Raw genomic sequence first — 21,951 nt, 5'->3', positions numbered from 1 at the left:
GAAATCGGGAGCTCCGGGCTTGTCTTTGTAAAATGTTCCAGAAAGAGTTTCACGGACTTGCGACGAAATATTTGTAACCTGTACGGTCTTGTCATTCAGGCAGGTGTTTTAAGGGCTTTCCCGAAGAAAATCTGCTTCGGGGTTTTGGCGTAATTTTTTTTCAAAGATTATTTCAATATCTCCGTTCCTGTCTTCGTCGGTATCTATAATATCAAATCCATTTTTCAGATTGAGGATCATCATGGGCTTGAAACGGTTCATCGATTTTGTTCTTAAGCGGCAATAACCTTTAGAAGAAGCCCATTTTTCCTGACTTGCTGCAAGCGCCCCGGCAATTCCTTTCCTGCGGTGATTTTTTTTAACCCCGCCTGTCCAGCTGTAATATACTTTAGGGTTTATGGCATAGCCGATTTTAAATCCTGCCGGTTCATTGTTTACATAGGCCAGAATAAAAAGCAGGTCCTTTTTGTTGTTTATTTTTTTTCTGAACTTCTTTATATCCGCATTGTCAAAAACTTGGAGATATAATTCGATAATTATATTCAGGTCCTTTTCTGCGGCCTTTTCGTGAATTTGAATGATTTGAAACCTGTCGGGCATCATGCAATAATTGTTGAGTGTTCTTTATGGCTTTTTCCGGGGAAACTGCCGTTTTTGATATCAGCGCTCAATATATCGATGTTCTTTAAGAGATAGAGGTAAAGTATAACCAAGATAAGATAAAATATGATTGGTAGCCTGAAGAAGGTTTTAAAAAAGAGGAAGCAGATAGTTCAATAAGAGATATTAGGGTCGGGTTACTTTCTGCCATTCCACTCGTCGTAGAACTGTGTAAGGTAAGCATGCATGAATTGATGGCGTTCTTCTGCAATTTTCTTTCCTGATGCAGTTTTCATACGATCTTTTAACAATAAAAGCTTTTCGTAAAAATGGTTGATGGTAGGAGCTTTGGATTTTTTGTATTCCTCTTTATTCATGTCCAGGTTAGGGGGAATCCCAGGATTGTAAAGTTCTCGGTTTTTAAATCCCCCATAGTTGAAAGCACGGGCAATACCAATAGCTCCGATAGCATCGAGACGGTCTGCATCTTGTACGATATTCAACTCAATAGAAGAAAAAGAACGTTTTTCGAAGTCGTTTTTAAAAGATACATTTTCTATGATTTTTACAACATGATTGATAACCTTTTTATCTACGGAGATCGACTGAAGAAATTCACGGGCCGTTTTCGGTCCGATACTTTCATCGCCATCATGGAATTTCGGGTCTGCAATATCATGCAAAAGGGCTCCCAGGCTAACGACTACCGGATCGGCATTCGTCTCATCTTTGGCAATTAACAAAGCATTGTTGAATACACGTTGGATATGAAACCAGTCGTGACCACCTTCGGCGCCTTTGAGTGTAGATTTTACAAAGGCGATTGTTTTTTCTACAATTTGCGGGTTCGTCATTTTATATCGTTAACAATGATGCTTTCTATTTCCTTGGTCAGCTGGTTGATATCCTGACCGTCAATTTTAATAGGGTCGTGTACTTTAAAACGGATGTTGTTTCCGATCCCTAATGGGAAATTACCGTATTTAAATAATTTCCAGGAGTTGTTTATCGTAATAGGAACCACCACAGCCTCCGGGATCTGCTGGAACATTAATTTTAAACCGCTGATCTGGAACCTTTTTGGTTTCCCGTTTTTACTGCGGGTTCCTTCCGGAAAAATTACAGCGGCATAATTGTTGTTTCGGATGTACAGGGAGAAGTCTTTAATGGCCTTTAAGGCTTGCTCGGAATTTTTGCGGTCGATTAATACCGATCCGCCATGTCGCAGGTTGAACGAAACGCTCGGAATGCCTTTTCCCAGTTCAATTTTACTGATGAATTTGGGGTGATACTTACGCATATGCCAAATGATCGGAGGGATATCGTGCAGGCTTTGGTGATTGGCCACAATGATGACAGGAACATTATCGGGGATGTTTTCATTCATTTTAAAAGTGTACCTGTTCCCCAAAAGATTCACACATCGCATCAGGAACCAATTCAAGATGCTGACACTTTTTTTATGGGCTTCGTAACCAAAAAGATTCAGACAGATCCATTGAATAACATGAAAAACCAATAATACAATACCAAAACAGAGGTAGTAGATCACAGATAATGGATACGCAAGTATTTTTGCCATGAAATAGTTAAAATTATGGGTTAATTTAATGCTTTTTAAGAAATGCGACAATATATATGAACGTATTTCCGCTTTAAAAAAACGTTTTTATATAAAAAAACCACTCTGTATTTATTGAGTGGTTTTTTGATCTTTTCTTGCTTGTTAATTAACAATAGTCATTATAAGCCTCCATAAGGTTTTCGGCTATGATTTCTGCCGGTCTTCCTTCAATATGGTGGCGTTCCAGCATATGAACCAATTCTCCATCCCTAAATAGGGCCATGCTTGGCGATGATGGAGGGAAAGGTAACATATGCCCTCTTGCTTTGTCTGTTGCTTCACGGTCAACTCCTGCAAAAACGGTATAAAGGTTATCAGGTTTTTTAGCGTTTTGTAAGCTTAATTTTGCTCCCGGGCGGGCATTGGCTGCTGCACAACCACAAACAGAATTAACAACGACCAGGGTAGTTCCTTTTTGCGCCATAGCTACATCTACATCTTCAACGGTAATAAGTTCCTGAAAACCTGCAGAAGTTAAATCTTCTTTCATTGGTTTTACTAGTTCTGCTGGATACATATTTATAAAAATTTAATTCAACAATAATAAATGCAAAGATAACGAAAAACAATTGGCTTTTAGTGTATTTAATTCATGTGTGTCTTCTATGGGGCTATCGACTTTGTTTATGGGTGAAATTATTAAAACGGTTGAAAACCCTATCTTTGCCAGCAAATTAAACTAGAGGATATGGTAAAGTGGTTAGCCGCTTTTTTAGGATACATGATATTTAGATTTCCCGGAGCGGTCATCGGATTTTTACTCGGTAGTTTCTATGATATGGTAAAGGATGACAAAGGCGGGGCGACTTTTACATCCCAAAGCAGGCAAACAGTAACTCCTGCCGATTTCGAAATGCACCTGATATCATTATGTGCCATAGTTATAAAAGCCGACGGTTCGGTAAATCAGACCGAATTGAATTATGTGCGTCAATATTTTGTATCGACGTACGGTAAAGAAAGAGCCAATAAAATTTTTAGGACTTTCAATACCGTTATAAAGGACAGGGAAATATCTGCTCAACGGATCGGGTCGTATCTAAAACAGCGTTTACGATATGAAGTTAGATTACAGTTGTTGCACTTTTTGTTTGGTATAGCACAGGCGGATGGGGCAGTGTCGAAAGCCGAGGTAGAAAAAATTAAGGAGATTGCCGGATGCCTTCAGGTTCAGTTCAGGGATTTTGAAAGTATTATGGCTATGTTTGTCAAGTCTGCCGATAATGCTTATAAGATTTTAGAGATTGAGCGGACAGCGTCTGATGAAGAGATAAAAAAGGCGTATAGGAATATGGTCAAAAAATATCATCCTGATAAGGTCATTACAGATGATGAAGCGATAAAGAAAGGTGCAGAGGAAAAGTTTAAAGAAGTTCAGAGAGCATACGAAGACATTCAGAGAGAACGGGGGTTCTAAAAAAGACGAAAGGGCATTTAAGCCCTTTTCTTTTTCTTCATTTTTTAAAAGTATGATGCAGGTATAAAATATACCTGCATATAATGATTTACTCGATTATCGAGATTTAAATGCTCCGACGCTTGTCCTTGTGAAATATTCCTAAAGGAATTTCATTGGACTTGCCCTTGTGAAATGTTCCTAAAGGAATTTCACGGGACTTACCCCGAGGTAGTTTACTTTATAAGCTTAATTTAATGGTTTCCATATTTGTCTTTAAACCATTTCAACTTTTCTTTTTCATGATTTTTAGTCTGGATTTTGGGTTTAAAACCTATAAGTCAGTACACCGCCAAACGTTCTCGGATCGGTCTGATTAATATATCTCGTTCTGTATGCATTGTAACCAATTTCGTTGAAAATGTTGTTGGCCAACAATCTTATATTCCAATGATTGTCTATCTGGTACGCGACCTGTGCATTAACCAGCGTATAAGAGGCTACATCAAATGGTTTTTGACCGGGAACTATGCCTTCATGTGTAACAGCCCCAGCACTCCAGTCGTTTATAGGCCTTTTACCTGTATAATAAGCGCCGGCGCCTATACTCAGTCTGTCCAAAGCCCCCTTGAAAGAATAGTTTGCATATGCATTGAAGGTGTGTTTTGGTGTATTGAGAGGGGCTGATCCGAAAACATAAGAGGTGTGCTCTTTGTATTGGGCATCGATGTATGAATAGCCGGTTATGATCTCTAAGTTGTCAAGAATACGTCCGGTTAATTCTACTTCGATACCTTTTCTTTCGTCATTACCTCCCTTTTGATAATAACCTGTGGCAATCCAGTTTTCGTCATAAACAGGAAGGTTAATGTCTTTGTTGTTGATTTTAAAGAAAGTCAGGTTGAATCTAAGCCTGCTGTCTAACCAGTTGGTTTTTATCCCGGCTTCTAATTGATCGAACCTTTCATTCCCCAGCGGATTACCGTTTACATCTAACCGGCTTCCGGTTCTCGGATACGAGCTGTTGGTGTAAGAAGCGAATACATTGATGTTCTTGTAAGGAGAAACGATTAATCCTACCAATGGATTAAAAGCATCGCTGGTAGTGGTTTCCGTAGCGCCGATTGTTTCTGTAGTGCTATATCTGAGTCCTAGGAATGTTTTAAGGTATTTGTTAAACGTGATCACATCCTGGGCAACTATTCCGATAGAGTTTGATGATGATTCGGCTTCTGATGGACTGCTGTACGAGATTCCGCCAGGTAATCTGTTTGAAATTCTTGAAAAAACATCAATAGTATCGATAGCGCTGTTTCCTTGGCTAAAGGTGCTGTACGAGGACGTACGATAGTCAAACCCTGCCTGGAAACTATGACTCACAGATCCGGTTTTGATCTCGTCTCCGATCAGGTCTATTTGTAAAACGCTGTTATTGTCGTTCCTTTCAGAGATGGCGTATCCTCTGATCCTACGATTATAGACCGGATTATTGTTTTCGTCTGTGATGTAGTTTCCGAGACTGGCAGCTTTGTCATTTAAGTTCAGGTCAGATTTAAAGTAAGCAGCCTTTAGCTGGAGCTTTTCTGTTAGTTTATGATCTAAGCGTAATGAAAAAGTAGTGTTCTTGGTTATAGCTCTGTCATTCTCATAGCCGAGAAACCGGTTGTGAGGCAGGTCGTAGATCGCATTCCTGTCGTTTTCGGTCAAATTTACAGTACCCATATCCGGAGTTCTGCTATCATCTAAATAATCCATTTCGGCGGTAAATGTTGTTTTTGGACTTATGCGCCATTGTAAAGACGGGTTTATATAGAATTTTTCTGAAGACACCCCTTTTCTGTAGCTATCGGCTCTTTCTAAAGATCCGTTTAGCCTGAATGCTAAGTTCTTTTTTTGATTTACCGGACCGTACACATCAAATGTCGGGCGAACAAGTCCGTAGCTGCCAATTCTCATGGAAGCGCTACCGCCAAATTGATATTTCGGGGTTTTTGTAACGATATTGATTACACCTCCCGGGCTCCCCAGATCAGTTGCGACCCCTTGGGTTATTGAAGCAGCTCCTTTCAGCACCTGAATATTGTCGACTCCCTGCATGTCAGTGAGTATTCCCACACCCCTGAAATCTGAGTTTACACGCACCCCGTTTTTAAGAATAGGAATCCCTCTGAAACCTCTTGACGACATACTTTCTCTTCGATTCCCGTAAGTTGCAAAGGTGTAAACACCCGGAACGTTCTTAGTAGCTTCTGAGATTGTCAGGTTTCCCTGTTGCTCTATAAGTTTGTCAGAAATAATGGATATACTCTGGATTTGTTCATAAGGAGCCAGTGGAAGCCGTGTTATGGCTTCGATCTTATCTGGGTGCCTGAACCTGTTTCCAAATACTTCTACTTTTTCGAGCTGCATATCCTCCTGGAGAATGAAAGACAGCCTGCTTGTGTTACTATCGGTTATGTCTATGGTTTTGGAAACCGTTTTGTAACCTACTGCACTTATTGTGATCTGGTGTATTCCTGCAGGAATGTCCTTCAGGTGAAACTTTCCGTTCTCATCGGCATATACACCGATGTCAGTGCCCTGAATAAGTACCGTTGCATATGAAATGGGAGTATCATTACTGTTAGCAACCTGGCCTTCAATAGATTTAGTTTGTGCCTGGGCAAAATGAATACCAAGAATGACGAGAAGTAATTTTTTAAGCATTTTATTTTAAATTAGATTTATTATAAATAACGAGACAAATATACGGTTGAAGATGGATAAAGAAAACCTTATTTAGATTTGTTTTAAATAAAAATAGTTGTATTGCTGATATTCAGGCTTTTATGAAATGTTAAATTTTTCGCTGATTGTTATGAATCACGCAGCCTTGTTAATATTTGAATTATTTGTGAAATATATCGTAAGTTTGAGAAACCCTAAAATTATCACTTCTTATGGATCAGTTTTGGTTCTACTTTAAACTTGGACTCACCCATGTTTTAGATCTTTCAGCTTACGATCATATCCTTTTTTTAATAGCGTTAACAGTGCCGTTTGCTTTTAAAGACTGGAAGCGTGTATTGTGGCTGGTAACCGTATTTACAATAGGTCATACAGTAGCCCTTGTACTGTCTTCCTATAACGTGGTCAGAGTAAGTGTTTCCCTGGTAGAGTTTTTAATCCCTGTTACGATATTGGTTACAGCATTATTTAATGTGTTCACTGCCGGTAAAGGGGCTCGTAAAGAAAAAGTTGGGGTTACATTTTTTGTTACTTTGTTTTTTGGTGTTATCCATGGATTAGGCTTTTCAAATTATTTCAAACAGATTATTGCAGGTCAGGAAAGTAAATTATGGCCGCTCATAGAGTTTGGACTGGGGGTAGAGGCTGCTCAGGTGATTATCGTTTTGGTGGTACTGATCGTTGGATTCATTACCCAGACGATCTTCAGGTTTAATAAGAGAGACTGGATCTTGGTGATTTCCTCGATAGTAATTGGTTTTGTTATTCCCATGCTGAGAGAAACATATCCTTTTTAAACTTAAACCGGGAATATGGAATATTAGATAAAAATTAACGCCTATCAGGTTGGTAGTAAGCGTGAAACCTTATATCTTCGTTAAAAATAAATCCAAGTAGCAACCATAGTGTTGCTTTTTTTGATCTCTATCAGTATTTATGACTGACAAAAAGCAATTACGTTACGACAAAGCATATTTGAGAATGGCTGTTGAATGGGGTAAATTATCCCATTGTAAAAGAAAACAGGTAGGAGCTATTATCGTGAAAGGAAGGATGATCATTTCCGACGGATATAACGGTACCCCGACAGGATTCGAAAACCCCTGTGAAGATGAAGAAGGGTATACGAAGTGGTATGTGTTACACGCTGAGGCAAATGCGATCCTAAAGGTGGCATCTTCTACACATTCCTGTAATGGTGCAACACTTTATTTAACACTTTCACCGTGTAAAGAGTGCAGTAAACTGATACATCAGGCGGGTATAAAAAGGGTCGTGTATATTAGTCAGTACAAAGATGATTCCGGATTACAATTTCTTGCAAAAGCAGGCGTTCAATTAGAGCAAATATCCGATATAGAAGGGGAGTAGATGTTGAAAGGAAAGAACTATATATGGCCATTAATTATTTTAGGGACTTTGGCTCTGGGGGTTTTTATTGGGGGGAAATTACACTTTAACGATACGCCTGAAAAGCTGTTTACAACCAATTCCAAGAAAGATAAACTGAACAGGCTTATCGATTATATCGATTTTGAATATGTAGATGATGTTAATACCGATAGCATTGTAGATGTAACGGTAAACAATATTTTAGATAAGCTTGACCCTCACTCTGTATACATTCCTAAAGAACAGGCTAAAAGAGCAGCAGAGAATATGAAAGGAGATTTTGTCGGGGTTGGAGTCAGTTTTTATATGTACAAAGATTCACTGACCGTTATTCGTCCGATTAAAGGAGGGCCGAGTTATAAGGCGGGAGTTAAGCCGGGCGACCGCATTCTTTTTGCCAACGGAGATACTTTGTTTGGGAAGAAACTGGCCAGCGATGAAATTATAAGCAAACTGCAAGGGGAAAGAAATACCCCGGTAAACCTTAAAGTGTATAGAAAAGGGGAGGCGTCGCTGATAGATATTAATATTAAAAGAGCCGAAGTTCCCTTGCCCAGTGTGGATGCTTATTATATGTTGTCCGATTCTTTAGGATACATAAAAATTAACCGTTTTGCAGAAAGTACTTATCAGGAGTTTAAAACGGCACTCGATGCTTTGCTGGAAGAAGGAATGACTGCTTTGACCCTTGATTTAAGGGATAACCCCGGAGGGTATATGGGGATAGCGGAAGAAATTGTAGATGAGTTTCTGGAGACTAAAAAGCTTATTGTGTTCACCAAAAACAAGAGTGGGGCAATTCAGGAAAGCTTTGCTACAAAAAAAGGAGATTTTGAATATGGGCATGTGTATGTGCTGATCAATGAAAAGTCAGCTTCTGCCAGTGAAATTGTTGCAGGTGCTTTACAGGATAATGATAGAGGAACCATTGTCGGACGGCGAAGTTTTGGTAAGGGTTTGGTGCAGCGGGAAATGGGGCTTGGTGACGGTTCTTCTGTAAGGTTGACGGTTTCCCGTTATTACACTCCTACAGGGCGTTCGATCCAGCGGTCATATAAAAACGGGACCAAAGATTATTTTGATAATTTTTATGAGCGATATCGCAATGGTGAATTGAAGAATGCCGACAGTATTAAAGTGGCAGACTCGTTAATATTTAAGACCCCGAAGGGTAAAATAGTATATGGGGGCGGAGGGATCATTCCGGATGTTTTTGTTCCTATTAACGGTACGTATAAGGATGAGTCACTCGACGTGCTTCTGAAATCGGACTTTACTTCCTTTTTTGCTTTTGAACTGCTGGATAAAGATCGTACCGCTTACCGGGATTTTACCGCTAAGGAGTTTATTGAGTCCGTAGAAATTTCGGATGATATAACAGAAAGCTTTATTGATTATTCAAGAAATGACAGGGGGCTGAATATCGATCTGAACCCATATAAAGAGGCTTTGAGGAAGTATATAAAGGCCGCAATAGCAGAACAGCTATACGGACCCAATATCAAGGAGCAGATTCTTAATGAGGGAGATCATATGTTGGAAAAGGTTCTTGAGATTTCTTCTCCTCAACCGCTTGAGGAAAAAGAATAAAAAACTACCTGCCTGAATTAATCCAACTTATCGTGTACGTGAGCGTGTTTACCGTCGTTCCAGAGGGTTAATATGTCGGTGGCTACCTGGGCTCCGCTTCCGGCAGCAATAGCGAATTGACTTCGCCAGCCGGCTAAGGTTCCGGCTACATAAATGCCCTCTTCAACCAGGTGGTTTGTGTTTTTCAGTTGAATACGTTCCTTTTCCGGATTTGATAACTGATGTGGTTCGAGGTATTCGTTTAAACCTTCGATGTTAAAGAAATTGGTGTAGCCAAGCGCTATAACAACAAGTCTGGATTTATATGAGGACCTGTTGGTAGAAATAATGAAGTGATCGTCTGACCGTACAACTTTATGCACTTTTTCTTTTTCGATCTGTTTTATATGCGGAAACGATTGGGCTAGATGTGTTTTACTTTTATTAAGTACATCTGCTCCGTTTGTTTTAGGAGAAAGGCCTATAACGTTGTTGAGTTCGGCCGATTGCAGGTGCGATGCTTTCTGGTGTGCAATGATTCCTATTTTCTTGTCCTTGGCAAAACCTTTTTGATATGCAGACCCCAGGATTAAGGCACATTGCATCCCGGCAACACCGCCTCCGATCACTAATACATCAAACATTAATGCTTGTCTTTGATTTTGTCCTGAATCTTTTTAGATAAAGTGAAAATAGTGAGCAACAAAATGGCGCACAGAGAAGCTATAACCCCTATGATGGCTACAACACTGTCTCCCTTAAAAGGTTCGCTGAAATCTATGAGGGTGACATTGTAGGCAATTAAAGCCACAGCCAAGAGGATTAATATGGAAATTAATATTTTCATTACAGAATATAATTACAATGCAAAGGTATTGAATTAAGGGGTGTATGACAAAAAACACTGCTGAATACCGGCTCTTTTCAGAATAGTTTAACAGCAAATGTTAAAATAATCCAGTTACGTTAGCAGAAAAAAGCTTAACTGCAATAGCTAAAAGAATGACACCAAATACTTTACGGATCACAGCTAATCCCGATTTCCCTAATACCCGGCTTAATTTTTTAGATGATTTAAGCACGATGTAAACAAAAATGATGTTAATGACGATTCCGGCTGCGATATTCTCGACATGATACTCAGCCCTGAGAGATAGAATAGAGGTTAATGTACCTGCTCCTGCAATCAGTGGAAAAGCCAGTGGTACGATGGATGCAGTTTCCGGGGCGTCATCTTTATACAGCGTAATGCCCAGGATCATTTCAATAGCCAGAAAGAATAATATGAACGAGCCGGCAACAGCAAATGAATTCACGTCAATCCCGATAAGGTTTAGTATCTCCTCCCCTATAAAGAGGAAAGCAACCATGATTAATGCCGCAACAACAGCAGCTTTTTCAGATTGTATATGCCCCACTTTCGTGCGTAGATCAATTATAATAGGAATGCTTCCGATGATATCGATAACCGCAAAAAGGATCATGCTGGACGTAAATATTTCTTTTACATTGAAATTCATGGCTTAAAACGTGTAAGGGTTTCAAAATGAGCGTGCAAAACTAATATTAACTTTCAAAAAACAATCAAAAAAACTAAAATATTTAATAAAATTTTATTGATGAGACATTTCTTAAAAAGTATCTTTGCAGAATGTTTCAGTTAGGGAAGACAATCGTATCGGAAGAGATCATTGAAAATGATTTTGTTTGCAACATATCTGCTTGTAAAGGGGCTTGTTGTGTAGATGGTGAAGCCGGGGCTCCGCTTGAAGATGAGGAAACCAAAATATTGGATGAAATTTACGATAAGGTTAGGCCCTATCTCAGGGCTGAAAGTATTGCTGTTATCGAGGAACAGGGAACTTTTGTTAAAGGTCTCGATGGTGAATGGGAAACACCGCTGGTAAACGGCGCCGAATGTGTGTACGTTACCTTTAACGATGATGGAGTTGCCATGTGTGGCATAGAACAGGCGCACAAAGATGGAGAGGTAGACTGGAAAAAACCCGTGTCATGTGAGTTATACCCTGTTCGTGTTAAGCAATATTCAGAATTTTCGGCTGTCAATTATCACAAATGGCACATTTGCGACGATGCATGTACTTTAGGCAAAGAGCTTCAGGTGCCGGTCTATAAGTTTGTGAAAAATGCATTAATAAGAAAGTTTGGTGCAGAGTGGTACAACGAACTCGAAGCTGTAGCCGGACAATTGAAAACCTGACCGGGTTTTCAATCAAATGCTTCCACGATCCTTTTGTTTATAAACCAAGCAAGCTCTTTAGGTATAAGAGTATGGCAGAAAGAGTTTTGTCTCCGTTGTTATTTGTGGTAGAATTAACACTGTAAGTGGTTAAATTTTAGTATCTTAGAGGGGTTTCCTCAAAATGCTCGAAAGTCTTTAATTCCTAGTAGAACTCCTCGTGCCGGGTGGATATTGATGTTTTTTTGAAGTAGAATTATTTAAATCATCAATTATGAGAGCATTACACACTATTATCCTTGTCGTTCTAAGTCTGATGTGCTGCAATACTGCTGAGGCGCAAATTCTTAAAAAGCTTAGGAAAAAAGCAGAAAAAGCTGCCGAGCGTACTATTTTGCGTAAAACAGATGAAGCGGTCAGTAAGCAGACAGAAAAAACCATAGATGAGGTTACAGGTAAAAAAGATCAGGGAGAGCCTATTGGTATGGAGGGGGAGAACCCCGCATTAAATATCCGTACTGAAGCCAAAAAGTCATTCTATAGCGAAGATGTGGTTATAAAAATGCATGAAAATGATGCCCTGACACAGACTCAGTATTTTGACGCAGCTCAAGTTGCTGTCAGGATGGAGCAGGATAACCAACCCCGGTCGGGGTATATGGACAGTGAAGGGTTTATTTATGTTTTTAATGAGTCTGAACAGCAATACAACAAATCGTCCTTGGTGGCCTTGCAGAGCCAGGGAATGATGATTCCGTTAATGATGTTGGAATCATATAAGCTTCCTCCGGAACCATTTATGGCAAATTTAGAAAGGCAGACCGATCAGGGGATGACTGCAAACCCGTTTAACGGAATGGTAGAGTTTGCTTTCGTTTATAAACCCGAACAGTTCAGGTATGAAGACTTTAAAGAGTCTGAACAGATGATAAGGGGTGTTGCCCATACCAGGTTTGATTTTCTCAATGAGCCCGGATATGAGGGGAGTTATGTGCTTTTCGACGATAAAGGGCGTTTGGTGGAGATATATACGAATAAATCTTCTGCCGGAGAGTCTCAGGATGTAATGGAAACGGATATGCTGCCTTCGGGTAAAAGCCTTATTCTTTATGAGTACAAACCCGTTGAAGTGCAATTGCCGGCAGCTAAGGAGGTGAAAGCACAGGGGCAGGAGCTGATGGAAATGGTAATGGGCTCTTTTGGGAAAGGAGAAAAAGGTGATACTCCGGACAGGGATTATGATACCGGTAATTCTAAAGGACAGGTAAAATTAATGAGAAAAACGCTGAAAGATCATAATGTAACGGCTGATATGTTGCCGTCGGCGTATGACTTTGACTGGCAGTATAAAACAACGCTTGTTATGGATTCCAGGCCAAAAGACCCTATGGATATTAATTTCTTGCTGAGAAAGAATGCCAAATATCAAGGTTCGGAAATCACAGACAGAAAAAATAAGGATATGGGTAAGGTTACCATGGTTTTCGACTCAGATCTAAAAACGATGGCTCTGTTTATGGATGGTCAGGGGGATCAAAAAATACTTCAGTTGTTTCCTGTGCCTGAAGTAAAAGAAAGTAAAGCCGATGTAGATTTCAGTATAACGGAAATTCCTTCTAAAACCATTTTAGGGTATCCTTGTAAAGGACTTAAAATGGAAAATAACGAGTATGTTTTGCAGGTATACCATGCTGCGGACGCTCCAGTTTCCCTTAGCAATTTTTTCAGTTTTAGTGGCAATAAGAAGATGTCTCTGCCTGATATAGATCCAAGAATAACAAAACAATTCTCCGGCGGATTGATTATGGAAATGCAGGTTTCCGATAAAAAGAAGGCTAAAAATAGCTTTATGATCACTGCCCGGGCTTTAAATAAGGTAAGCACATCCATTAAAAAAGACGACTATCAGGTGATGGATTTTTTCGGAAGTTCAAAGATGCTTAAAAACTAGAGGTGTTTTTAGTTTGTGTGTTTTCTGTTGGTTATTGTCTTTGTGATTTTACTATGTAACAGCTTTAGGGCTTATGCTGTTTTTAACCGGCAAAACTGACCGAATATGAAAATTTTTAAAATTGATGCCTTGTCTGGTGTCTTCAGGTCGTGGATACTGTTGTCTCGGTAGTGGCTTGTAAAACGGCAGGAGATCTGACAGGTCTCGAACAGATGCGGCTGCTCAAAACCTTTGCCGTGAGTGAATAATTAAAAACCGTGAAATATTTTTAACCCTCTCAGGCCCGGAGCCTTTGAGGGCCTGCTGTTTAGGAGGTTTTGTCAATCGAGGCTTCTTTATATCGTCAGATTTTTCTTGTTTTAATCATTTGGTTAACAATAACTTAACAAAGTCAATAACAATCAGGTGTTTGCGATTTGTCAACAACTTCTGTTAAAAACTTTTAAAGTTAAGTTTTTAAAATAGCTTTCAATTTTGACTCTGTTTTCCAATCTTTGTTAGTCCCGAGTCACTTCAAATTCCATTTTTTAAAACATTAAAAACGAGAGAGATGTCAGCATCAGTAGAACCGATTTTACAAGAAAACAAAGACAGATTTGTTCTTTTCCCTATAAAACATGAGGATATTTGGCAATGGTATAAGAAGCAGGAAGCTTGTTTTTGGACCGCTGAAGAAATAGATTTACACCAGGACTTAACGGACTGGAATAATAAGTTAAACGACGATGAGCGTTATTTTATAAAGCACATTCTGGCTTTCTTTGCAGCCTCAGATGGTATTGTTAATGAAAATCTTGCAGAGAACTTTGTGAATGAAGTGCAGTTTACAGAGGCTAAATTCTTTTACGGATTTCAGATTATGATGGAAAATATCCATTCTGAAACATATTCCTTGCTTATTGATACTTATGTCAAGGACGAAAAGGAAAAAAACCTTCTTTTTAAAGCGATAGAGAATTTTGATGCGATTAAAGAGAAGGCGGATTGGGCTTTAAAATGGATCGAATCACCAAGTTTTGCAGAAAGACTGATTGCTTTTGCTGCCGTTGAGGGAATCTTCTTTTCAGGAGCTTTCTGCTCGATCTTCTGGTTGAAAAAACGTGGTTTAATGCCGGGGCTGACCTTTTCGAATGAATTGATTTCAAGAGATGAAGGGATGCATTGCGATTTTGCGGTTCACCTTCATAACAATCACCTGATCAATAAAGTTCCTCAGGAAAGAATTAAAGAGATTATAATAAATGCACTGGATATAGAGCGTCAGTTTATAACGGAGTCATTGCCTGTTAGTTTAATAGGGATGAATGCTAAACTGATGACCCAATATTTAGAGTTTGTTACCGACAGATTGTTGGTAGAATTGGGTTGTGAAAAAGAATACAATGCAACGAACCCGTTCGATTTTATGGATATGATCTCGCTTCAGGGGAAAACTAATTTCTTTGAAAAACGAGTGTCTGAATATCAGAAGGCCGGAGTATTGAATAAGGATGAAGATTCGCAAAAGATCAGCTTCGACGCCGATTTCTAAAAACTGAATTTTAAAGGGAGGGAACTCCTGTGAATAAAAATAAACTTAAAAGCTGAAGAGTAGCTTCTTTGGCCAGGATAAATAGTCTTTAATATAAAATATTGTAGCGTATGTATGTAATTAAAAGAGACGGAAGGAAAGAGCCGATAATGTTCGATAAAATTACGGCCAGGGTTCGTAAATTATGTTATGGCCTTAACCCGCTTATCGATCCGGTAAAAGTGGCAATGCGGGTTATTGAAGGTCTGTATGATGGCGTAACAACATCAGAACTCGATAATCTGGCGGCTGAAATTGCAGCAACCATGACAACAACACACCCTGACTATGCTAAATTAGCGGCAAGGATTTCGGTATCTAACCTTCATAAGAATACAAAGAAGTCATTTTCTGAAACAATGACCGATCTGTATGAATATGTAAATCCGCGTACCGGAAAAGAAGCTCCCCTGATTGCAGACGATGTGTATAAGGTGATTATGGACAATGCCGAGACATTGGATTCTACAATTATTTACAATCGCGATTTTGGCTACGACTATTTCGGGTTTAAAACTTTAGAGCGTTCTTACCTTCTTAAAATTAACGGGAAAGTTGCAGAGCGCCCGCAGCATATGCTTATGAGGGTTTCAGTGGGAATCCATCTAAACGATATTGAAAGCGCTATTGAGACTTATGAGTTAATGTCGAAAAAATATTTTACACACGCTACACCTACGCTATTTAACTCTGGGACTCCGAAGCCGCAAATGTCTTCCTGCTTTTTGCTGACCATGAAAGAAGACAGTATCGATGGTATTTATGATACGTTAAAGCAAACAGCTAAAATCTCACAATCGGCCGGAGGGATCGGATTGTCTATTCATAATGTTAGGGCTACAGGAAGTTATATAGCCGGAACCAACGGAACTTCCAACGGGATCGTGCCTATGTTACGGGTGTTTAATGATACCGCACGTTATGTTGATCAGGGAGGTGGAAAAAGAAAGGGGTCTTTTGCTGTTTATGTAGAGCCATGGCATGCCGATATTCTGGATTTTCTGGATCTGAAGAAGAACCACGGGAAGGAAGAAATGAGAGCCCGTGACCTGTTCTATGCCATGTGGATTCCGGACTTGTTTATGAAGCGGGTAGAAGAAAACGGTGAATGGACGCTGATGTGTCCGAATGAATGCCCGGATTTGTGCGATACTTATGGAGATGAGTTTGAAAAATTATATTCAAAATACGAGGGAGAGAATAAAGGACGTAAAACGGTTAAGGCAAGAGATCTTTGGGAGAAAATCCTGGAATCTCAAATAGAGACAGGAACGCCTTACATGCTTTATAAGGACTCTGTGAACAGGAAATCAAATCAGAAGAATTTAGGTGTTATACGTTCTTCAAACTTGTGTACTGAAATCATGGAATATACCTCTCCCGACGAAGTTGCTGTTTGTAACCTCGCTTCTATAGCGCTTCCTATGTTTGTGAAGAAGGGAGAATTCGATCATAAGGAATTGTTCAGGGTAACCAAACGAGTTACTAAGAACTTAAACAAGGTGATCGACAGGAATTACTACCCGGTAGAAGAGGCCAAAAATTCTAATATGCGCCACAGGCCCGTAGGCTTGGGTGTCCAGGGGCTTGCCGATGCATTTATAATGATGCGTTTGCCGTTTACCAGCGACGAGGCAAAACAATTAAACCAGGAGATTTTTGAAACGATATACTTTGCAGCCGTAACGGCTTCCATGGAAATGGCAAAAGAAGAAGGGGCGTATTCTACTTTTAAAGGTTCTCCGATCTCCGAAGGTGAATTCCAGCATAATATGTGGGGCGTAAAAGACCAGGAGTTAAGCGGAAGATGGGACTGGGAAAAACTGCGTAAAGATGTTAAAAAACACGGTGTCAGGAACTCTTTGCTAGTGGCGCCTATGCCAACGGCATCGACCTCTCAGATTTTAGGGAATAATGAATGTTTTGAGCCATATACTTCAAATATTTACACAAGAAGGGTGCTTTCGGGAGAGTTTATTGTAGTAAACAAGCATTTGTTGGAAGACCTGGTGAACCTTGGCTTGTGGAATGAACAGTTGAAGCAGGAATTAATGAGAGCCAACGGGTCGATTCAGCATATTGATATCATCCCCCAGGATATTAAAGACCTGTACAAAACAGTTTGGGAGATGAGTATGAAGGATATTATAGATATGGCTCGTCAGAGAAGTTATTTTATCGACCAGTCTCAGTCTCTTAACTTGTTTATGGAAGGGGCTACTTTCGCTAAACTGACTTCTATGCACTTCTATGCGTGGAAGAGCGGCTTAAAAACCGGCATGTACTATTTGAGAACGAAGTCGGCAGTCGATGCTATTAAATTTACTTTAGATAATACCAAAAAGTCAGAGCCTGTTGTTGCGGCTGCTCCCGTAGCACAGAATGCAGTTGATCCAAAAGCAGTGGAAATTGAACCGATGGATCCGGAAGAGCTAAGAGCCATGTTAGCACAATCACGCGATAATGAAGACGATGATTGCCTTATGTGTGGTTCTTAAAGATGATATCCGTCAAACTTAACCTTAAATTGAAGAGGCCCCTATATAGAGGGGCTTTTTGCTTAAAAACAATTAATTATGAATGATAGATTTGTTGTTACAGAAGATCTTTATGCCGGAAAAGGGCAAAGAATAGCAAACCTGATCATCGATCGCATTATTTTTATGGGGTTGTTTTACGGGTTTATTTTTCTTTTGGTGATCTTGTATGAAGAAGGGTCCTATATGGCGCTGTGGCTGGAAAACTTAAGCTGGATAGAGGATTACTTGCTGACGGGAATACTTTTCGGAGTACTTTATTTTTTGTCGGAGCTTTTGTTGAAAGGAAGGACCATAGCGAAGTTTATAACAAGGACGGTAGTGGTTGATGAGCAGGGTAAGACTCCCGACGCTTTGGCTATCCTGGGAAGGTCGTTCAGTCGTATGATCCCTTTCGATGCCTTTTCATATCTAGGTGCAACGGGAAGGGGGTGGCACGATTCTTTGTCTAAAACCTATGTGGTGGACGTGCAGGAGTTTGAAAGGAAAAAGAGGTTGTTCGGGGAGTTTAATCAAATAGGGAATTCTACTGAAGAATAATTATAAAAAAAGGCTCTCGATCGAGAGCCTTTTTTTATAATTATTTGTCTTCGTTCACTTCTTCTAATTTAGGCGCCGGAACCGAGCTGTCGTGCTCTTTGTAATATAGCTCCAGCAGATCCATGACTGCATTGATCAGGTCTTTTGTTTCCATTAAAAGGCCAAAGTATAGCGTGGTGTTCTTTGGGCTTGATTCTTCAGTCCTTGTTCTGGATACCTGTTTCTGTATTTTTTCAGAGACATTCTCTAACAGGCCTTTTTCGTTATCCAAAATCTGTTCGATATTCTCGAATGAACGGTCGTTAAATGTGGTTTCGATTTTATCGAACAGATCTGTTATCTGTTTCTGGATCTCTAACAGGTCTTTGATCTGGTTGAATTTGAGTTTTTTGTGGTTGTTGTTAACGTGCTTATAATTGGTCTTTCCGATGTATTCAAGAGATTGCGTCATGTCTTGTAAGTAGCCAACAGCACTGATGTAAAAGTTACTTGCCCCGACACTCGATTCGTCAAGGTTTTTAATAAAATAGAAGATGCTGTCCCTTAATTCGTCGACTTCAGCAGAAAGCTTGGCAATCCCCTTTTTACATTTTTTTAATTCCTTAAGATCTTCTTTAGAGAGCCCTGTAATGGCAGAAGAAAAGATCTTGTTGCTTCTTTTTGCCACGGTGGCAATATTATCGGCACTCTCTTCGATAACTCCCTGAATTGAACTGCTTTCAGATCTTTTTAGGCTGTCTTCTGCTTTTATCTCTTTTGAAGCTTTTTTGTAATTGACATAGTTTCTGACCAATAACACAACAGCGAAGAAGAGAAGGATAGCTATGGCAGCCGGTCCTCCAATATAGATAATATATGCCATTGTAGCTGCGGCAACAAAAGCAGAAAATGCGGTGAAGAACCATCCTCCGATAACGTTAAATACGCCGGCCACTCTGTATACGGCACTTTCTCTACCCCATGCACGGTCTGCCAACGAAGAGCCCATGGCTACCATAAATGTAACGTAGGTGGTCGATAGAGGGAGTTTAAGTGATGTGGCGATAGAAATAAGAACCCCGGCAATCATTAGGTTTACCGAAGCACGGATCATATCGAAAGCAGGAAGTTCGTAGTCTTTGTCCTTTCTGATGTTGATAACAGGTTTTTCAAATTGTTTTTCAATTTTGACCCTAATCTTTTCAGGAAGCATATGAGAAATAGCCTGGCTTGCCTTTGTGGCACTTCTGACAATTGTTCTGGACAGCAAGTTGGGCTGGAACTTCTCCTGGCCTTCGTCTTGTCTGGATAATCCGATTTCGGTTTCGGTTACGCGTTTCGCTTTCTTGGAGAACCAAAGGGTGAGAACCATGATAGCGCCGGCGATGAACAATAATAAGGGTTCTGTAGGGACTTTCTCGGAAAGTGCGCCCATTGAATATGCTGATGCGTCCATTCCTGAAGCTGTCCATGCCTCGTACGAGTGGTATGCAGCCATTGGCACCCCGATAAAGTTTACGAGGTCATTTCCGGAGAAGGCCAGGGCCAGTCCGAAAGTACCTATAATGATAACCAATACCAGTATGTTTTTTTTAATGATGTTCATGTATACATATGAGAATAACGACCATACAACAAAACTACCGGCGATGATCAATAATTCATTGCCTTCCAGTAATCCTTTCAGGTCTTTATAGTAAGGCGTTCCTTTTAAGCCTTTCATAAAGATGAAATAAGTAATGGCGGTTAATGCAAGTCCGCCAAAAAGGAATCCGAACTTTTTCATTTTCTCATTGTAATGGAACGAAAAAATAAGACGGGAAACGTATTGAACGATAGCACCAATGGTAAAAGCAATAACGACCGAGAGTAGGATGCCGGAAATAATCATTAATGCCTTGTCGGAGTTAATGTATTTAGAGATATCGGCAAGTGTTTCGGTTTCTGATGTAGATACCTTAATAAGCGCCATTACAACTGCTGCGCCCAATAGTTCAAAAACAATAGAAACCGTGGTTGATGTTGGCATCCCCAGCGTGTTGAAAAAGTCGAGAAGCAAAATGTCCGTGATCATGACGGCCATAAAAATGATCATGATTTCATTAAACATAAATTGTTCAGGGACAAATATGCCTTTTCTTGCAACTTCCATCATTCCGCTGGAAAAAACAGCTCCTACGAAGATCCCTATACTGGCCACGATCATTATCGTCCTGAAGGAAATGGCCTTAGATCCAATCGCTGAATTTAAAAAGTTTACAGCATCATTACTAACTCCAACAACCAAATCGGCAACAGCCAATACTGCCAGAGCTACGATCATTAATAAATAAATGTTTTCCATAGTTACTAATAAAAGTGTTCAAGGTAATTTAAAATCCTTGAACGCGGATTGTTTTTAAATTAAAAATGTACATCTAATTGCAATCGCCACATCAATTGGTCGTTGATGTTGGCAATATCCATATAGCTTAGATCGGTTTGGACTTTTAACTTGTGTCCTGCAATATATTTAGATAAACCCAGCGTATACTGGTTTTGCTCTTCCTTGCCGGTAATTGCCTTGTCCAGTTCGATATTTGAATACCTTGCCGACACTTCCCAGTTGCTTTTAAGGAGGTAGCCTCCCTGTACGTTCACCCCGTTTCCTATTTGGACAACATCACCGGTCAGGGTACCGTCAGAATTTTTTGCATAAGGATCATCGGCATCTCTGTTCGCGAATTCAGCCATTACAGAAAACCCCTTGTATTTAAACATAAGATCGGCGAAAAAAGTGGTGACGTTTGTTTCGTGAAAACCGTTGTCTGTTTCCATATACGAGCCCTGGTTGCTTCTCGTTTTAACGGCATTGTTGTTAAAATCGTATGAGGCGCCGATCATTAGTTTTGGGGTTTCTTCCCTGTTTAAATCCCCTCCGGTGTAATCTCCTTTATTTTCAAAAAGGCCGAGAGGAAGAAACTCCAGTCTTCCGGTATACTGGTATCCGCCAATATTTCCGGTAACAACATTTCTGCCCTCCCCCTGCGCTACTGAAAAAATCTCTCTCATCACAAATCGTTCTCCGAAATTTGTATGATGTCTTAGCTGTAAGCCAAGATCGCGGTCTATATTAAAAGTAGCATTTAGTATGGACCTGTCGACCAATTGCATGTTTGCCGAAGAGATTACCCGTTCTACGTTGCCCGGTAATTTTGTCTGGCCGGCCCATAGGGTGAAATTTTCATAAAAATTCCATTTTACAACGGCATCCAAAATGTATCGGGGGGTGTTTCTCGTATAAATGGAGGCTCCTGCAATGTCTCGATTGGATAAGCCTAATTCAATTTTGTATTTAAATGTAGGGGAGAAGGCAAATCCATCCATTTTTATTCTGGCCCGCCTTATCGAAAAGTTAGAGTTCGGATCAATAATGTTGCCGTCATCATTGGTCCATTCCGATACAGATAACATTTGAATCCGGGCACCTAATTTCATACTCCAGCTATTGTCTTTACCGGTAATATTTAATATTCCTTTACCAAATTCAGGTGCTTTTACTTCCTGGCCCTGCGTAATATTAATAAGGCATACGCATAGCACAAGTACTAAAAACTTTAATTTCATTTGATTTCCTAGTTTTTGTCGCCGCAAAGAACAGATTGCAATGTTAAGTTAATGTTTCCTAATTATTAATCTTTGGTCAATATAGGTTTAATTTATAGATTGTTAGTGAGTTGTCGTAAGAAAAGGGCTGCTATGACAATAGCAGCCCTCAAGATTTCAAAAATCAAGTCGACAAAAACTAATGATTAAATGAAATGCCTTAAAATAGACATGGCCAAAAATCGTTTACTGATCTGAGGTATGCGTAATCAGAATATTAT

Annotated in this window: 19 protein-coding genes; 9 read left to right on the top strand and 10 right to left on the bottom strand. The window is 39.8% G+C overall.

Annotation, left to right across the window (positions count from 1 at the left end):
- Positions 1-108: 108 nt before the first annotated feature.
- The 4 genes from MQE36_RS04390 to MQE36_RS04375 all read right to left on the bottom strand — a co-directional run bounded on the left by MQE36_RS04390 (position 109) and on the right by MQE36_RS04375 (position 2,741).
- Positions 109-603: a GNAT family N-acetyltransferase gene (locus MQE36_RS04390; protein ID WP_242937961.1), complete on the bottom strand. Its 495-nt coding sequence runs from the start codon at positions 601-603 to the stop codon at positions 109-111.
- A gap of 194 nt (positions 604-797) precedes the next feature.
- The gene (locus MQE36_RS04385; RefSeq protein WP_242937960.1) at positions 798-1,454 is read right to left on the bottom strand and encodes an HD domain-containing protein; all 657 of its coding nucleotides are present in this window, start codon (positions 1,452-1,454) and stop codon (positions 798-800) included.
- Positions 1,451-2,182 carry a lysophospholipid acyltransferase family protein gene (locus MQE36_RS04380; protein WP_242937959.1) on the bottom strand — a complete coding sequence of 244 codons (732 nt, stop codon included), beginning with the start codon at positions 2,180-2,182 and terminating at the stop codon, positions 1,451-1,453. The genes MQE36_RS04385 and MQE36_RS04380 overlap by 4 nt, the downstream gene beginning before the upstream one ends.
- A gap of 148 nt (positions 2,183-2,330) precedes the next feature.
- Positions 2,331-2,741 (bottom strand): BrxA/BrxB family bacilliredoxin, encoded by a 411-nt coding sequence (locus tag MQE36_RS04375; RefSeq protein ID WP_242937958.1) that lies wholly within the window; start codon positions 2,739-2,741, stop codon positions 2,331-2,333.
- A gap of 171 nt (positions 2,742-2,912) precedes the next feature.
- On the opposite strand from MQE36_RS04375, the gene MQE36_RS04370 reads away from it, so the two are divergent.
- On the top strand, positions 2,913-3,641 hold the full coding sequence (locus MQE36_RS04370; RefSeq protein ID WP_242937957.1) for a TerB family tellurite resistance protein: 729 nt from the start codon (positions 2,913-2,915) through the stop codon (positions 3,639-3,641).
- Between the two features lie 306 nt (positions 3,642-3,947).
- On the opposite strand, the gene MQE36_RS04365 is transcribed toward MQE36_RS04370, so the two are convergent.
- Complete coding sequence (locus MQE36_RS04365; RefSeq protein ID WP_242937956.1) at positions 3,948-6,326, bottom strand: TonB-dependent receptor; 2,379 nt, start codon at positions 6,324-6,326, stop codon at positions 3,948-3,950.
- A 233-nt stretch (positions 6,327-6,559) separates the two neighbouring features.
- On the opposite strand from MQE36_RS04365, the gene MQE36_RS04360 reads away from it, so the two are divergent.
- From MQE36_RS04360 to MQE36_RS04350, 3 genes are all read left to right on the top strand, one after another.
- A complete protein-coding gene (locus MQE36_RS04360; protein WP_242937955.1) occupies positions 6,560-7,144 on the top strand; it encodes a HupE/UreJ family protein in 585 nt (194 codons plus the stop codon).
- A 139-nt stretch (positions 7,145-7,283) separates the two neighbouring features.
- Positions 7,284-7,718, top strand: coding sequence for a deoxycytidylate deaminase (locus MQE36_RS04355; RefSeq protein ID WP_242937954.1), 435 nt, complete (start codon positions 7,284-7,286; stop codon positions 7,716-7,718).
- Positions 7,719-9,329 carry a S41 family peptidase gene (locus MQE36_RS04350; RefSeq protein ID WP_242937953.1) on the top strand — a complete coding sequence of 537 codons (1,611 nt, stop codon included), beginning with the start codon at positions 7,719-7,721 and terminating at the stop codon, positions 9,327-9,329. It abuts the gene before it with no gap.
- A gap of 17 nt (positions 9,330-9,346) precedes the next feature.
- On the opposite strand, the gene MQE36_RS04345 is transcribed toward MQE36_RS04350, so the two are convergent.
- From MQE36_RS04345 to MQE36_RS04335, 3 genes are all read right to left on the bottom strand, one after another.
- A complete protein-coding gene (locus tag MQE36_RS04345) occupies positions 9,347-9,952 on the bottom strand; it encodes an FAD-dependent oxidoreductase (protein ID WP_242937952.1) in 606 nt (201 codons plus the stop codon).
- Positions 9,952-10,155, bottom strand: a complete 204-nt coding sequence (locus tag MQE36_RS04340) for a hypothetical protein (protein WP_242937951.1) — start codon at positions 10,153-10,155, stop codon at positions 9,952-9,954. The genes MQE36_RS04345 and MQE36_RS04340 overlap by 1 nt, the downstream gene beginning before the upstream one ends.
- A 100-nt stretch (positions 10,156-10,255) precedes the next feature.
- On the bottom strand, positions 10,256-10,828 hold the full coding sequence (locus MQE36_RS04335) for a MarC family protein (RefSeq protein ID WP_242937950.1): 573 nt from the start codon (positions 10,826-10,828) through the stop codon (positions 10,256-10,258).
- Positions 10,829-10,959: 131 nt separating this feature from the next.
- Here MQE36_RS04335 and MQE36_RS04330 point away from each other — a divergent pair, with 131 nt between their 5' ends.
- The 5 genes from MQE36_RS04330 to MQE36_RS04310 all read left to right on the top strand — a co-directional run bounded on the left by MQE36_RS04330 (position 10,960) and on the right by MQE36_RS04310 (position 18,106).
- Entirely contained in the window at positions 10,960-11,529 is a 570-nt protein-coding gene (locus MQE36_RS04330; RefSeq protein WP_242937949.1) for a DUF3109 family protein, read from the top strand.
- Positions 11,530-11,782: 253 nt separating this feature from the next.
- The gene (locus MQE36_RS04325) at positions 11,783-13,459 is read left to right on the top strand and encodes a hypothetical protein (RefSeq protein ID WP_242937948.1); all 1,677 of its coding nucleotides are present in this window, start codon (positions 11,783-11,785) and stop codon (positions 13,457-13,459) included.
- A gap of 550 nt (positions 13,460-14,009) precedes the next feature.
- On the top strand, positions 14,010-14,990 hold the full coding sequence (locus MQE36_RS04320) for a ribonucleotide-diphosphate reductase subunit beta (RefSeq protein WP_242937947.1): 981 nt from the start codon (positions 14,010-14,012) through the stop codon (positions 14,988-14,990).
- Positions 14,991-15,100: 110 nt separating this feature from the next.
- Positions 15,101-17,527: a ribonucleoside-diphosphate reductase subunit alpha gene (locus tag MQE36_RS04315; RefSeq protein WP_242937946.1), complete on the top strand. Its 2,427-nt coding sequence runs from the start codon at positions 15,101-15,103 to the stop codon at positions 17,525-17,527.
- Between the two features lie 78 nt (positions 17,528-17,605).
- Entirely contained in the window at positions 17,606-18,106 is a 501-nt protein-coding gene (locus tag MQE36_RS04310) for an RDD family protein (protein ID WP_242937945.1), read from the top strand.
- Between the two features lie 40 nt (positions 18,107-18,146).
- Here the strand turns inward: MQE36_RS04310 and MQE36_RS04305 are convergent, their stop codons facing one another.
- On the bottom strand, positions 18,147-20,429 hold the full coding sequence (locus tag MQE36_RS04305) for an inorganic phosphate transporter (protein WP_242937944.1): 2,283 nt from the start codon (positions 20,427-20,429) through the stop codon (positions 18,147-18,149).
- Positions 20,430-20,488: 59 nt separating this feature from the next.
- Positions 20,489-21,691, bottom strand: a complete 1,203-nt coding sequence (locus MQE36_RS04300) for a porin (RefSeq protein WP_242937943.1) — start codon at positions 21,689-21,691, stop codon at positions 20,489-20,491.
- Positions 21,692-21,951: the final 260 nt, after the last annotated feature.

Source organism: Zhouia spongiae (assembly GCF_022760175.1).
Taxonomy (GTDB): domain Bacteria; phylum Bacteroidota; class Bacteroidia; order Flavobacteriales; family Flavobacteriaceae; genus Zhouia; species Zhouia spongiae.
The sequence above is the reverse complement of the archived record's forward strand: the minus strand, read 5'-3'. Positions and strand labels throughout refer to the sequence as shown.